12 protein-coding genes and 2 pseudogenes are annotated in these 14,038 nt (G+C 37.7%); 8 read left to right on the plus strand and 6 right to left on the minus strand.

The genetic code is table 11. From position 1 onward, the window contains the following. Positions 1-71: 71 nt before the first annotated feature. From JOD29_RS10955 to JOD29_RS20440, 4 genes and pseudogenes are all read right to left on the minus strand, one after another. Positions 72-1,460 (minus strand): aminotransferase-like domain-containing protein, encoded by a 1,389-nt coding sequence (locus tag JOD29_RS10955; protein WP_124764856.1) that lies wholly within the window; start codon positions 1,458-1,460, stop codon positions 72-74. Between the two features lie 561 nt (positions 1,461-2,021). Beyond that, on the minus strand, positions 2,022-3,617 hold the full coding sequence (locus JOD29_RS10960) for an S-layer homology domain-containing protein (RefSeq protein ID WP_124764858.1): 1,596 nt from the start codon (positions 3,615-3,617) through the stop codon (positions 2,022-2,024). A 154-nt stretch (positions 3,618-3,771) separates the two neighbouring features. Next, complete coding sequence (locus JOD29_RS10965; RefSeq protein ID WP_124764860.1) at positions 3,772-4,542, minus strand: hypothetical protein; 771 nt, start codon at positions 4,540-4,542, stop codon at positions 3,772-3,774. A 207-nt stretch (positions 4,543-4,749) separates the two neighbouring features. Continuing rightward, positions 4,750-5,039, minus strand: a pseudogene (locus tag JOD29_RS20440) (GNAT family N-acetyltransferase); the annotation flags it as partial. A 254-nt stretch (positions 5,040-5,293) separates the two neighbouring features. Here JOD29_RS20440 and JOD29_RS10975 point away from each other — a divergent pair. The 3 genes from JOD29_RS10975 (at position 5,294) to JOD29_RS10985 (ending at position 7,460) form a co-directional block, all read left to right on the plus strand. After that, positions 5,294-5,923: a LysE family translocator gene (locus JOD29_RS10975; protein ID WP_124764862.1), complete on the plus strand. Its 630-nt coding sequence runs from the start codon at positions 5,294-5,296 to the stop codon at positions 5,921-5,923. 192 nt (positions 5,924-6,115) lie between these two features. Continuing rightward, positions 6,116-6,463, plus strand: a complete 348-nt coding sequence (locus JOD29_RS10980; protein ID WP_124764864.1) for a PadR family transcriptional regulator — start codon at positions 6,116-6,118, stop codon at positions 6,461-6,463. Then, on the plus strand, positions 6,450-7,460 hold the full coding sequence (locus JOD29_RS10985; protein WP_124764866.1) for an HAAS signaling domain-containing protein: 1,011 nt from the start codon (positions 6,450-6,452) through the stop codon (positions 7,458-7,460). Before JOD29_RS10980 ends, JOD29_RS10985 begins: the two co-directional genes overlap by 14 nt. 180 nt (positions 7,461-7,640) lie before the next feature. Here the strand turns inward: JOD29_RS10985 and JOD29_RS10990 are convergent, their stop codons facing one another. Further along, positions 7,641-8,093, minus strand: coding sequence for a MarR family winged helix-turn-helix transcriptional regulator (locus tag JOD29_RS10990; RefSeq protein WP_124764868.1), 453 nt, complete (start codon positions 8,091-8,093; stop codon positions 7,641-7,643). A gap of 108 nt (positions 8,094-8,201) precedes the next feature. Here JOD29_RS10990 and JOD29_RS10995 point away from each other — a divergent pair, with 108 nt between their 5' ends. From JOD29_RS10995 to JOD29_RS11005, 4 genes and pseudogenes are all read left to right on the plus strand, one after another. Next, positions 8,202-8,654, plus strand: a complete 453-nt coding sequence (locus tag JOD29_RS10995; RefSeq protein WP_124764870.1) for a GNAT family N-acetyltransferase — start codon at positions 8,202-8,204, stop codon at positions 8,652-8,654. Continuing rightward, complete coding sequence (locus JOD29_RS11000; RefSeq protein WP_124764872.1) at positions 8,641-9,258, plus strand: YczE/YyaS/YitT family protein; 618 nt, start codon at positions 8,641-8,643, stop codon at positions 9,256-9,258. The genes JOD29_RS10995 and JOD29_RS11000 overlap by 14 nt, the downstream gene beginning before the upstream one ends. A 691-nt stretch (positions 9,259-9,949) precedes the next feature. Further along, a pseudogene (locus tag JOD29_RS20610) lies at positions 9,950-10,045 on the plus strand (S-layer homology domain-containing protein); the annotation flags it as partial. Positions 10,046-10,195: 150 nt separating this feature from the next. Beyond that, the gene (locus tag JOD29_RS11005; protein WP_275579650.1) at positions 10,196-10,816 is read left to right on the plus strand and encodes an S-layer homology domain-containing protein; all 621 of its coding nucleotides are present in this window, start codon (positions 10,196-10,198) and stop codon (positions 10,814-10,816) included. 144 nt (positions 10,817-10,960) lie between these two features. On the opposite strand, the gene JOD29_RS11010 is transcribed toward JOD29_RS11005, so the two are convergent. Next, positions 10,961-11,794, minus strand: coding sequence for a CAP domain-containing protein (locus JOD29_RS11010; protein WP_124764874.1), 834 nt, complete (start codon positions 11,792-11,794; stop codon positions 10,961-10,963). Positions 11,795-12,150: 356 nt separating this feature from the next. On the opposite strand from JOD29_RS11010, the gene JOD29_RS11015 reads away from it, so the two are divergent. Next, entirely contained in the window at positions 12,151-13,395 is a 1,245-nt protein-coding gene (locus JOD29_RS11015) for an erythromycin esterase family protein (RefSeq protein WP_124764876.1), read from the plus strand. The last annotated feature ends 643 nt before the right edge of the window (positions 13,396-14,038 follow it).

Raw genomic sequence — 14,038 nt, forward strand, 5'->3', positions numbered from 1 at the left:
GTCCATTAGTTTGAAATATCGTAACACGCACTAAAAAACCATACAATGTCAAAATTGTATGGCAAACAATATTATGAGAGTTCGTCTAGTAAACTTTTGAGAATCAGTAATCCTTGCTCAAGCTCTTCAAGTATTTTCGGTGCACAGACTGAAATTCTAACAGCCCTTTCTGGAGAACTATTTCCAACTACGAATCTCTCCGCAGCATACACTTGTACTCCCTCTCGTGCGGCTAACGTTTCAAATTCAACACCTGTAATCTTTCCCGGTAATAACAACCAACGAAAAATCCCTGTTTCTTCACCAAGACAAATATATTTATGAAAAATTTGGTTAACCATCTTATTTCTACGAATAGCTTTCTCCTGATGCCCCTCAATTAAGACTTCAAATTGATTTGATACAATCAATCGTGCTGCGAGTTCCGCTAATAAGGGGGAGACGGTTATATTCAAATTATAAAGTGCCTTTGCAATGCTCTCTTTGAATTGACTCGGCACTGCTACATAGGCAAGTCGTAGTCCAGGTGCTAATGATTTAGATAAACTTGCAATATAGATCACCTGGTCTGGTGCAAATGATGCGACAGCTGGTAGTGGATTTTTACTGAGAAGATGATACGATCCATCTTCAATAATGAACTGATTATACTTTTTCGCAATGACAGCTATCCTTTTTCGATTCTCGACCGACATAAGGCTACCTGTCGGATTATGATAATCTGGTATCAAGTATAGGCCTTTAATATTTTCATTTTTGCACGCATCTTCAAAAGACGTTGGACTCATTTCATAGTTTTCGGATTTTATCGGTACGATTTGTACATTTAGCAACGCTGCAACCGTTTTTAATCCGGGGTATGTATGCTGATCAACACCAATGCGGTCTCCAGGATTACAAAGGCTTGCTAGTGTTGCAGCAATCGCATTTTGAGCCCCATTGGCAAACAAAATGTGATCAACGGTTGTTTCAAATCCACCTCTTCTAATTAGCTTTAGCGCAGCATCCTTTTGCCAAAGACTTTCCCCAGCCCGACCATAACCAAACCAGTTTTCATAATCTGGCTCTTGCAGCATACTTTTTAGTTGAAGTAACAGCGGTTCGTAGGAAGCGTTATCTGGAAGTGTTGCGCCCATTTCGATGAGGTACTTGGGCTTTGTATCTTCAAGTAAATAGGCATTCGATAACGCATCATACGATACAAATGTACCACTTCCTACCGTTGCACTTAACAAGCCCTTTAGCTCGCATAGTTTAAAGGCTTTTGAAATAGTGCTCACATTTAAATCCAAGTAGTCAGCCAGTTCTCGCTGTGGAGGAAGTTTTGTTCCAGGAAGCATAACACCGTTTAGTATATCCTGTTCCAATTGACTCGCAAGTGCTTGATAAATCGGCTTTTTCGTTTTATCGATCGTTGGCTTCCAACTCATCGGGTAATTTTCAAATGAATTAATCGGCATGTTTCGTATCCCTTTTTCATCAATATGATTGTGCTTACGTTACTTTAAGTACGAAAGATATCACAATCTCTTTTAACTTTACCATAAAGAACTAGTTTCTTTAAGAATCGTACGTGTAAGTCGCTTTCATAAATGTAGCACGGCTTGGATTCGATTACTTTACTTCACAATTTTATTCGAAAATAAAAAGACCACTGACACATAGGGGGTGTTCAGTGGTTTGTAAGGAGCTAATATAATAGGGTTAATTAAATTTTAGTTTAATTATAAATAAATACATATTTTGTAAAGTATTTTCTACATATTTACAGTATTAAATAATTAAACGGAAAAGTTTTGATTGAATTGGGATAAATCCATAATTTAATTTTTCCCTTTATCTCATCTAAATCATTCGATTTGTCTTATTTAGAGGAGTTAAACAGAATATCTACGCTTAAATCGTAAGCCTTCCTTTTATGCATTGGTCGAATTTCTCTTCCTATCAATACACATCTTTACCTATCTCTCCTTTATTTTCGCACTAAAAAAAGCCACCCATTACGAGTGGCTTAACTTTAATTATTGTTCACATGCCCATCCGTCTTGATCGCGGTCGCTAGAAGTGGAGTAGGCTGGATGTCCTTTTTTGACGCCATTTGGATAGTACTTTCTCATATCTGTACAATTTTTGAAACTTGTTGGAGCTCCTGGAATGACATATGTTCCTGATTTCGCATCCCCACCTGTAGTTGGTTTAGGATTTGTAACAACAGGTGTTGGAGATGGTGTTGGTGTAGACACGGTACCAACAGTAAATTCTTTTCCAAGAATATTATAAGTCGCCCCATTTGTTACGACCGTAATTGTTCCACTTTCGGCCGTTGAGTAAGCTTTTGAACTGACCGTTATTAAATTACTTAATACTTTTGAATGTGGATGACCGTAACTATTATCTTGACCGTAACTTAAAATAGTTGCTGCAGGTTGTACTTTTTGTAAAAATGCTAATGAACTACTTGTATCCGATCCGTGATGACCTGCTTTTAAAATTGTCGAAGATACATCGTAACTAGAAGCCATTTTTGACTCGATATCCGTATCCGCATCACCTGTTAGTAAGAAAGATACTTCATTATAAGTTACTTTTAATACGATTGATGCATCGTTATTGTCAGTTGCTGAAGCATCAGCATGAAGCACTTGTACTTTCAGTGATGGATCTAAACTAATCGTTTGTCCAGTTGTTGGCTCAATATAGTTTGATCCCTCATTTGTAGCAGCAGTCAATAATTCATTGTACGTATCAGTTGTATGAACTTTCCCACTGTTTACGAAGTTACTTACTTGAGTAGCAGCAAAAACATCGATTAGTCCTCCGATATGATCCGCGTCTGGGTGAGTTGCGACCATATAATCTAATTGACTAATTTGTTGTGATTTTAAATAAGCGACAACATCATCACCGGCTGCTTTTGTACCGCCATCAATAAGCATCGTTTTGCCATTTGGTGATTCAATTAGAATCGAATCTCCTTGACCAACATCGATGAAGTGAACTTCCATCTTCTTACCTAAAGTACCAAGTGCACTATAAAGGAATACGGAAAAGTGAGCACGAGTAATGTTTGCATTCGGTTTAAAAGTTCCATCACTGTAACCACTTGTCACATCATTTTTAGCTAAAGCTTGCACGAATTGATATGCCCAATGGTTTGAAGGTACGTCTTTAAATTGTTTATTGGAAACACCTTTTAAATTGTAAGCATTTGTTAGAATAACTGCCATTTGACCACGAGTTAATGTACCACTTGGGTCAAATTTCCCATTACCTTTCCCACCCATCACGCCAGCCTCTACAACTGCTGCAATTTGGTTATAGTATGGGTGTGAAGTTGGTACATCCGTAAAATTCGGATTAGTCACATTTGTTGTATCTAATTTTAATGCATTACTAATAATAATCGCTGCATGAGCACGTGTTAACTTATTATTTGGCTTAAACGTACCATCTGGGTAACCAGTAATATAGCCATTTCCCTCTAAATAAGAGACTTGTTTATAGTAAGTATGCGAAGTAGGTATATCTTTAAATTTAGCTGTTGCCGCATTAGAGTATTGTGGAATGAATGCCATCACCAATACTAGCGATAGAATCATAGAAACTATTTTTTTCATAAGATCCTCCTATAAAAGTTGTAAATTCATTTTACAGGAGATTTTTTATATTAATAAGCGGTAATATGTGGTGAGGTTAGATTCCTTTCCCCAAATATAGAAAAGGCACTATTCTCGAATCAGAATGCGGCAAATATTGGATAAACTAATGGTTCTAGCGCCTGCATTGTATGCCACTTTCTTTATCGGAAATTCCCTTTTCTATCGAGACATTCGTTATATGAACACCCTTTTCCTGAGTATCCGTTAACGTAAAGTGGATTCGGTCATAGGGTTGATCACCGTGATGTGCACTATAGTTTAATGCACTTGCTTGTATGATATGACCGCGGTCGCCACCAGCGATTCTTTCTATGCTATCGATTTTTGGACACATGACGAAATCAGCGTATTTTTTGTCGAGATGGGAATAATATTGAAAATATAATGTTTCATCAAGTAATTCTTCTTTAGACGGTCCATAACTTTCCTCTTCCCACCCTACCAAAAGCCAATCGTAAAGCTCTTGAGACTTTAGTCGAACCTTTACATGATTTTCGATAAATAACACTTCTCCATCCATAATCGAACAAGTCTTTGCTCCGTTTTCTGTGACGCAGTTGAAAATTGGTTCAATGATCGCTACGTCCCCATTACTCATGAATACTTGGAGTTTTACGGGCGATTTATAAAATAAAGATTGATTCACTCCATTGAGAGGTTTTGCGGTGTTGATCCAATTAATGACCTTTCGGATGACGACTTCTTCATAACCATCATTTATTTGAAAAGTCCTAGTTCCTCCAGCTAACCGCTCCACATGAACCGAATTCACTTTCTCTGAATTGATTGGAATAATTCCGTCAAGTTGGACATCCGCCTTTGCAAAGAACATTGGTAACAATAATCCAACTATTACGATCGCTGCAATAACAAGTTTTTTCACGAATTTTAGACACCTCTAGATGCATATTTTTCAATATGTTCCCCTGAGTTGAAGGCAGGATACATAAATAAATACAAATATTTTTACAGCACTGCTCAAAAAAGGGTCAATCCTCTTACCCAAGGAAAAATGAACTACGTAAAACGATGAATGTGTTGCTATCTTTAGAATGAAAAAAGCGCCGATCCTTTTTAACGGGAAAGCGCGGTGTGCAATTTCTCTATTTGGGGTCGGCAATTCATCTTTAATGCCTGTCATGCAAAACCCGATAAATTCACCTGTTTCCTTTAAGATCATGCCCAATCTCAGGTAAGTTTGATTTTCAATATTTGGCACCGCTGATAAGAATCGTTTGTTTGAAGGGATTTCGTAATTTGTGACCAGTCTAATCGTTGTTCGCGAGTTGTTTTAAAATCAGGTAAAAATTCGTGGACTTCCGGCTGCGAGGTAATTTCATAAATCGCGTCTGCATCTTCCACCCTGTATTCGCGAAGCATGATCTCTCCGCAGTCGATCGTAAACAATGGATTCACGTTTTCATCTCCTAGATTCTTTTTCTATAAATATTCTTCTAGAAATTGGGAGATTCCTTCTTCCGGTTGAACGGTGATGTTTACCTATTCTTAAAAAGTGGGACGAGGTACCTGTCCCCGTTGTCCCACGAAAAAAAGCTCCTATTCACCAAATTTATATGGTAAATTAAATTTAACAATTTTCCAATTATTCGAATTAATAAGGGGGAGTTTATTTAATGGAGAATTTTTATTTGTTTATTATCATGTGTATTCTTCTTATTATTTTACCGGGACCTGATACTGCCATCGCAACAAAAAATACCCTCACAGTAGGAAAAACTGGAGGACTTAAAACTGCCTTAGGGACTTGTTGCGCGCTTCTTGTTCATACATCTGCTGCCATTTTAGGACTTTCAGCAATTATTGTAAAATCTGCATTTATATTTTCTGTCATTAAATACGTTGGGGCTGTTTATTTAATTTATTTAGGAGTCAAAACATTATGGTCTTTGCGGAAAAAGGAAGAGGTAGCACACGCTGATGAAAACAACAAACATCAGATTGGACATTCTTCATGTTTTAAACAAGGTTTCCTTACAAATCTTCTTAACCCTAAAGTTGCAGTCTTTTTCTTAACGTTTTTGCCTCAATTCGTGAACACTGAAAGCAATACCTTTTTACCTTTTCTCATCATGGGTGCTACGTATACAGTTCTGACTGCAATTTGGTTTCTCCTATATGTCTATTCCATTCATCAAATTAGTGCTTTTATGAAAAAACCGACAGCAAGAAATACGATGGAAAGCATTACAGGTGCAGTTCTGATTGGTTTTGGTATAAAACTTGCCCTAGATAAAGCTCATTAGTAGATAATGTTAGACCCTCGATTCTCCTGGATTGAGGGTCTTATTCTTTTTTGGGTGGATGGTTTACTTACGAATCAAGGGAACTCTAAATAAATTTTTTTCATGGGACACTGTAAACTTCCCTATCATACATTGTTATTCAACATACATTAGTGTATGATGTACAGTATAAAATAATGAGGTGATCAACAAATGAGTTCTTTGTTGGATTCATATAAAACAGAATTAAGAAGAGGTACGCTCGTACTTGCTGTATTAAGTCAATTGCACACTCCCCAATATGGTTATTCACTTGTTCAATTACTTGAAACAGCAGGTGTCGCGATTGAGCAAAGTACCTTGTATCCACTATTGCGCAGATTAGAGAAACAAGAACTCGTAACGAGCAACTGGGATACAACAGAAAGTAGACCGAGAAAGTATTACGTATTGAGCGACTATGGTTCAGAGGTTTATGAACAATTAAAAGAAGAGTGGAAAAGGATGACACTTGAGTTGAATTCATTATTAAAAGGAGAAGACAACGATGAATCTGATTGATATATATATACAGGAAGTGACAAGAAGATTGCCCGAAAAATCTCGTGATGACATCGCCATGGAGCTTAGGTCCACTATTGAAGATATGCTCCCAGATGATTATTCTGAGGAAGATGTAAAAAAAACCTTGTCCGAACTGGGAGATCCGGCATTACTCGCTAATGAATATCGCGACCGTCCCGCTTATTTAATCGGGCCTTTGTTTTACGATCTATATATTTCAGTAATTAAAATGGTTATGCCTATTGCTATTGGGATTAGTCTAGCTATTTATTACATGGTTTCACTTTCCGAATGGAACCGTGAAGGTGGGATTGGAAAATTAATGGCCATTCTTTTCGGGGAAAGCATTTGGACAGCAATGACCATCTTCATTCATGCAATATTCTGGATCACACTTGTGTTCTTTGTGTTAGAACGTTCAGGAGTATCGCCAACTTCTCTTAGAAAAACTGGAGAAAAGTGGAACCCTGAAGATTTAAAAGCTATTCCGTTTATTCCAAAGAAAAAAGCGATTCCAAAAGCGGAAGCTATTGCGAGTATTATTTGGACCTTGATTTGGGTCTTTTTCTATTTTAATGCCGACCATTTCATTGGAGTCTATGAGAAAAATAGAGTGAATGATCTTGAACTAATCCTTCCAGCATTTAATCAAGAGGTCCTGCTGTCCTATTGGCCGGTCATTCTCCTTTTCATTATTACTGAAATCACTTTAGCGATCTTTAAATGGATCAACCGCCAATGGACATATAAATTAGCCATTTTTAACGGAGTTTATAACCTTTTTTCCATCGTCCTTACGATTGTGATCATAACCAATGCTGATTTCATCTCTGCCTCGTTTATTGACTATATGCTCAATCTATTTAATGGTACTCAAGCTGCTGCTGACGAGATGACCAATTGGATTATTGGAGTTACAATTGCGATTTTCATCATAACTGCGGCCTATAATGTCTTTGATGGGTTTCGGAGAGCAGGCATCAAGAAGTTTTAAGGCTTATGTGCATTTACTTCATATTCATTAATGAACATACTAATGCAAATTACTCTAAATAAAAATTATGTGACTCAAATAATGCCCTAGTTTGGAATGGAAATTACCAAGCTAGGGCTTTTGAATATACTTTAGTAAATATTTCAGTTCAACTGGGACGTGGTACCTGTCCCCCTGTCCCTAATACTCCCTCTTGTTTCCTTTTTTGACATATTCCCAATCGACGACGATGTTTTTTCTGACTCTTTGAAGGAAGTCGTGGAGGAGATTTGCTTCTTCTTCAGAGAATCCTGAAAGGGCCACATTGTTGGAATGATGCCCTTCTCTCATTAAAAAAGGATAGACTCCTTCCCCTTTTTCTGTTGGGTAAAGTCTATTAATTTTCTTATTTAACGGATCATCTCTTTTTTCAATAAACCCTTGTATTTCGAGCCTTTTTATCGCCCGCGCTGCTGTGGTACGATCCACCATGATCATTTCCGCTAGCTTCTCTTGTATGATTCCTGGATTTTCGCAGATTCGGACAAGGTACAGATACTGGCCTTTTGTTAAATCATGTTCCTTGAATTCTACATTACTAATCGAATCTAGAGCCCTTGCAATCATGCCAATTTCACGAAGAATTTCTTTCATTAACAAAAACCCCCGAATATTTTTGTTGCATTTACAACAAAACATTTTCATTATATAATGCTTATTATGACTTGTTTATACTAATAAATCTAGGAGGTACGCGTATCCATGCGTGTAAATAACATTACAACAGAAGATGAATTGCAAAAAGCATTTCATATTAGAAAAGAAGTATTCGTGAAAGAACAGGGAGTAGCTTTGTCTGACGAGTTTGATCAATTCGATCAATTAGATGGGCAGTGTGATCACATCCTTGTTTATCTGAATGAAGAAGCAGTAGGAACAGGAAGATTACGACTTGTCGACGGGTTTGGGAAATTGGAGCGAATTTGTATTTTGGAGCCTTTCCGCAAACATGGGCTTGGGAAAGTGATTATTCAAGCATTAGAAGATCTTGCAGGAGATAAAGGTGTTGCCAAAGTGAAATTGCATGGCCAAACGCAAGCTGAAGGATTTTATCACAAATTAGGCTATGAAACGTCATCGGATGTGTTTATGGAAGATGGAATCCCGCATGTTTTAATGACAAAAAAGTTGTCTGTCAGAAATGAAGTTGAGTAAACAACATTCTTTCGTGTATGGAGTAGGAATTGTCATTCTTACTCTTGGAATTACCTTAACGATTCAATCACAATTTGGAACTTCTCCTTTTGATGCACTATTAGTTGGTCTATCGGAGACGGTTGGACTTACGGTAGGCAGCTGGGAGATTATATTGGCCTTAATGATGATTTTTTGTAACGCTTTATTAAGTAAAAGAAGACCACAGTTTTTAGGCTTTATCACTGCTTTTTTAACTGGCGTCGGCATCGACTTATGGCTCTTTTTAATTGGAGATTTCGTTCATCCTGACACATGGTTTTCTCAACTAATGACGCTATTATTCGGATTAATTTTCTCAGGCCTTGGAACGGCATTTTATTTATACGCGAAATTTGCGCCCGCACCAGTCGACGAATTAATGTTAGTCATTCGTGAGCTCACGAAAATCAGCGTACTTTATTCCAGAACGATTCAATATGCAGTTTTTTTAGTGCTTGCGTATCTTTTTAATGGCCCGATCGGAATCGGCACAATCATCACCCTTTGTTTCGGCGGCCCGATTTTGAATTACTGCATGAATCTAGTTGAAAGACGGATGGTTACAAAAATTCCAGTATCATAATGATTTTAGGGGGCGTTATTTACGGCGCTCCCATTTTTTCTAGAAAAGATTAGCTATTATTTTGATCCAACCGAAAATCGAAACCCACAAAATGAGGCTAAGGATAAGGCCATTAAATAACCCAATAAAAAAACGATTTTCCAACAAAACCACTCCTTCTAATATGAAGGATTGACTTTTGTGTAGATTTTTAAGCAGACTAGATCGATTGAAATTTACAAAATTTGATAAAACACTTGGGACAGAAAATCACTTTTTTGGTTATTGCGTAATGTCTATAGCCGAACACCAGTTAAGTGGAGATTGCTGGTGCTTATTTCGGGGCGCCGCATAAAACTGGGGCTTGCCCATAAACACGAATTTGGTGCCCATATCTTATTATACCGTGCTCATAAAATTGAAAAAGTTGCTCATAAACAAGCTATCCCTGCTCATAAATACCACCCAAATGCCTGATAACCCAATCAAACCTTCCTGGCTCTTTCTACTCACTCTTACCGCCCACGATCTACCTCTAATTTCCAATTTCTATTTATCATTTAATAGATTATGATGTAGTCAAGAGGTGAAAAAAATGGGGAAATTAATAAAAGTTACTAAAACATTAGCTGCAATGGGGTTAGCCGGAACATTGCTATTAACTACAAATGGGGTTACTTCAGCACAAGTGCATTATTAAGATGTCAATAAAACGGATAACTTCTATGATTCTGTTGATTATTTATTAACAAAAAAGGCAATCAGTCGAACATTGCCAAACTTTAGACCTTATGAAAATATTACACGTGGACAATTCGCTAGTATTATTACCAAAGTGGTTGGTGATCGATTCAAAGAGGCCGAATATTCACAATGGTGGAATGGCAGCAACTTCATCGATGTTCCGAAATCACATCAATTCTATTCTTATATTGAGAAATTAGATTTCAATAATATAATGAGTGGGTATTATCAGATACGATGGGATTACAGCAAGAGAGCCTTTGGTGTAAACGACTCGTTAACTCGCGGCCAATTAGCGGGTGTTCTTGTCAGAGTTTATGACATTCCGCTAATTATTGATGAAAGTTACAAAGCAATTGGTGGAAAGAAGTCGGATATATTCGATGGTGAGCGATTTACAAATCAGTGGGGGCAAGCCATCGCGACACTTGAAACAATCGGCATAATGAGTGGCTATGGCGACGGTACCTTTAAACCGAATAAACCAATTAATCGATCACAATTTGCAAATATGCTCTATAAAAAAGAAACGGGCCAAAAGGTGGTTTATAAACAATCTCCGATACTTGATCATTTTGAAGAACTTGGTATTAAGAAAGAAGATGCTATAAAAACGATCAAATCTCTCAAGAATAATAGTGTCATGAACTACGTCGCATCTTATTCTGATTATTATGATGATGCTCTCACATTCTACTATACAGATTATTTTGTTTTAGAGGTTCGTAAAGAAGGCGAAATCATATTCGATGAAATCAATACAAAACTCGTCGTTTCTAAAGATCCAACTTCTGGGGATTGGAAAGTTAATGTACAACCGATTATTGAAGAATGACAAAAACAAAAGGGACGGAGGGACAGGTACACTGTCCCAAATTTTGGGACGGGGTGCCTGTCCCCTTGTCCCCAAAAAAAGATGGTCCGAAGCCACTTAGACTTCAGACCATCTTTTTGATGTTGTGTCGTATTAATTTTTCTATTATTGTTGAATAAATTGTTGTGTCCAGTAGTTACCGTTTTCAACATACCCTACACCGATATGAGTGTAGTTAGCATTCATGATGTTTTGACGGTGACCTGGTGAGTCCATCCAAGCTTGTACTACTTCAGCTGGTGTTCTTTGACCTTGGGCAATATTTTCACCCGCAGATTTGTAAGAAATGCCTGCTGCTTTCATTTGATCGAATGGGCTTCCGTAAGTTGGACTTGTATGAGAGAAGTAGTTATTTTTCGCCATATCCGCTGATTTCGCTTCTGCTACTTTCATTAATGGAGCGTAGATTTCTAATGGTTTTAAACCTGCTTTTGCACGTTCTGCATTTGTTAAGTCTACTACTTGTTGTTCAAAATTAGAGACTGATTGATTCTCATTTGTAGTAGGAGCTTTTGCTGGTGCTTCAGCTTGTTGAGTATTTGTTGGTGCTGTTGTATTATTGTTTGTTGCTGGTTTTGCTGTTTCTTTTGCTGGTGCTTGAGGTGTTGCTACCTCTTTTTCTACTGTATTATTAGTAGTTTTTCCTTGATCTACTACTTTACCAGCTTGAGGTGCTTTGTAAGCTTGAGCATCTTTTAATGCTTTATTAACTAAATCTTCAAATTTACTAATATCAAATTGTCCATTTTGTGCTGCAACTTGATTGATTAATTTTAAGGCAATTCCGTATGTTTGATCCCCTTTAATAATTTGAACGTAAGGATTTGATTCACTCTTAACCTCTTCGTTGAAACCTGCCGCATCCGCTGATGTTGCTGTAAAAGATGCTCCAAATAATGTTGCTGCCATTAATGATGTTGCTAGAAATTTTTTATTCATGTTTTATTCCTCCTCGTCTTTGCAACTCCAATGTTACAGCACAGTTTTAGTAATAAATGGCCCATAAAATGGTAAGAGTGACAGTTAAATCTTAAACTCTATTAAATTAGCGGTCTAGCGATTATTTAATCAAACAAAATTTCCCAATCTAAAAACATATTACCACTCAAAACCTATTGACAGATTTTCAGATTTATGAAATAAGACATAAATTCTACTTTTATTACATATAGATGACGTTTATTGTTGTCTTTTCACAAAATGAATGGGATTAACTCCCCTTAGCTTTTTTGGTTGAAATGTGTGCTCAGTCGAAGCCTTGGGTAAGCTAAAGCTAAAAAGGAGCAGACGAAAACATGCCACGAAAACTAATCAATGCAATCAAGGAGCATTCCCTTCCATTGAATGACCAAAGTTTGGACAAAGTGATTGAAGCAATTGGCAATGCCCAAATTGTCATGATTGGCGAAGCATCCCATGGGACATCGGAGTTTTACACTTATCGCTGCGAGCTTTCCAAAAGACTAATTGAACAAAAAGGATTTAATATCATCGCAGTTGAAGGAGATTGGCCTTCCGCGCAGGAGGTCAACCGATATGTAAAAGGCTATGGGGATGAAAGTCAAACTGCTAGAGAACTTCTTATGAAATCCTTTCATCGCTGGCCGACTTGGATGTGGGCAAATGAAGAAATCGAACAATTTACAGAGTGGCTAAAAGAGAAAAATACATCATTGGATAAAAAAGTCGGTTTTTATGGAATCGATTTGTATAGTCTTTTTGAATCTATTGATGAAGTGTTGAAGTTTTTATCGGATAACCCGAAGTACCAAGTTGACTTGGAACACGCTAAAAAAGCTTTCACCTGCTTTGAGCCGTATAACCGAATGCCGGAACACTATGCCCTTTCTGCTGCGCATTTTACAGATGAATGTATCAGTGAGGTTTCGAGCTTGTTGAGATCGTTGCGGAGTAATGAGGAACGCTACTCTGATGAACAGGAAAAAGATTTAAATGTAATCATGAATGCCCTTGTTGCCAAAAATGCCGAGGAATATTACCGTGAAATGATGAAGGATGCAAAATCTTGGAATACACGGGATGAACATATGGTGGAAGCCATCAATGAATTGATAAAGTACCACGGTGACGATGCCAAAATCATTATTTGGGAACATAACACCCATATTGGAGATGCATCCGAAACTTCAATGAAGGACGAGCAAATGATCAACGTCGGCCAACTGATCAGGGAGCAATACGGGAAAGACAATACATTTGCGATAGGATTCGGGACTTATGAAGGGACGGTTATTGCATCAGATAGCTGGGGAGACCCGTTACAAGTGATAAAAGTTCCCCCTTCGAAACTAAGTATGTGGGAAGGTCAACTTCACGCGGCTAGCCAAGAAGATCAGGTTTTGATTTTCACTGACGACAATCGAGAATTGTTCACCGACTGGATTGGCCACCGTGCGATCGGGGTTGTGTATCACCCGGAATACGAAGCTTATGGAAATTATGTCCCTTCCCGAGTCGGAAGCAGGTATGATGCGTTTATATTTATAGATCAGACAAACGCATTAAGACCATTAAAATAGAGAGATTATAAAGTGCGAGTTTCCTGGTTAATGAATGTTGTAGATGATTTGGGTGGAGGCTTATATAGGTGGGGTGTTTCCGGTAATGTGTGTAGTGTTGGTTATGGGTGCTGATATGAGCGAAGTTTTTCCTTAAATGTGTGTAATGCGGCCTTTGGGAGCTCGGATAAGGGAATGATTTTCCGTTATTGTATGTAGTGCGGGCTTTGAGAGCTCGGATAAGGGAAGTTTTTTCCGTTATTGTGTGTTTGGCTGGCTTTGGGAGCTCGGATAAGGGAGGTTTTTTCCGTTATTGTGTGTTTGGCTGGCTTTGAGAGCTCGGATAAGGGAAGTTTTTTCCGTTAATTGCTCAAAATTAGGAAAAATTCAATGATTCCGATAAGATAACGGAATAATATTCCTTTATTATCCGAAAAATTCGGGTATTTTTCAAAATAAGGGAATTATTTTCCGTTATTGTATGTAGTGCGGGCTTTGGGAGCTCGGATAAGGGAAGTTTTTTCCGTTATTGTGTGTTTGGCTGGCTTTGAGAGCTCGGATAAGGGAAGTTTTTTCCGTTAATCGCTCAAAATTAGGCAAAATTCAATGATTTCGATAAAATAACGGAATAATATTCCTTTATTATCCGAAAAATTCGGGTATT

It is taken from the genome of Lysinibacillus composti (genome assembly GCF_016908465.1).
Taxonomy (GTDB): domain Bacteria; phylum Bacillota; class Bacilli; order Bacillales_A; family Planococcaceae; genus Ureibacillus; species Ureibacillus composti_A.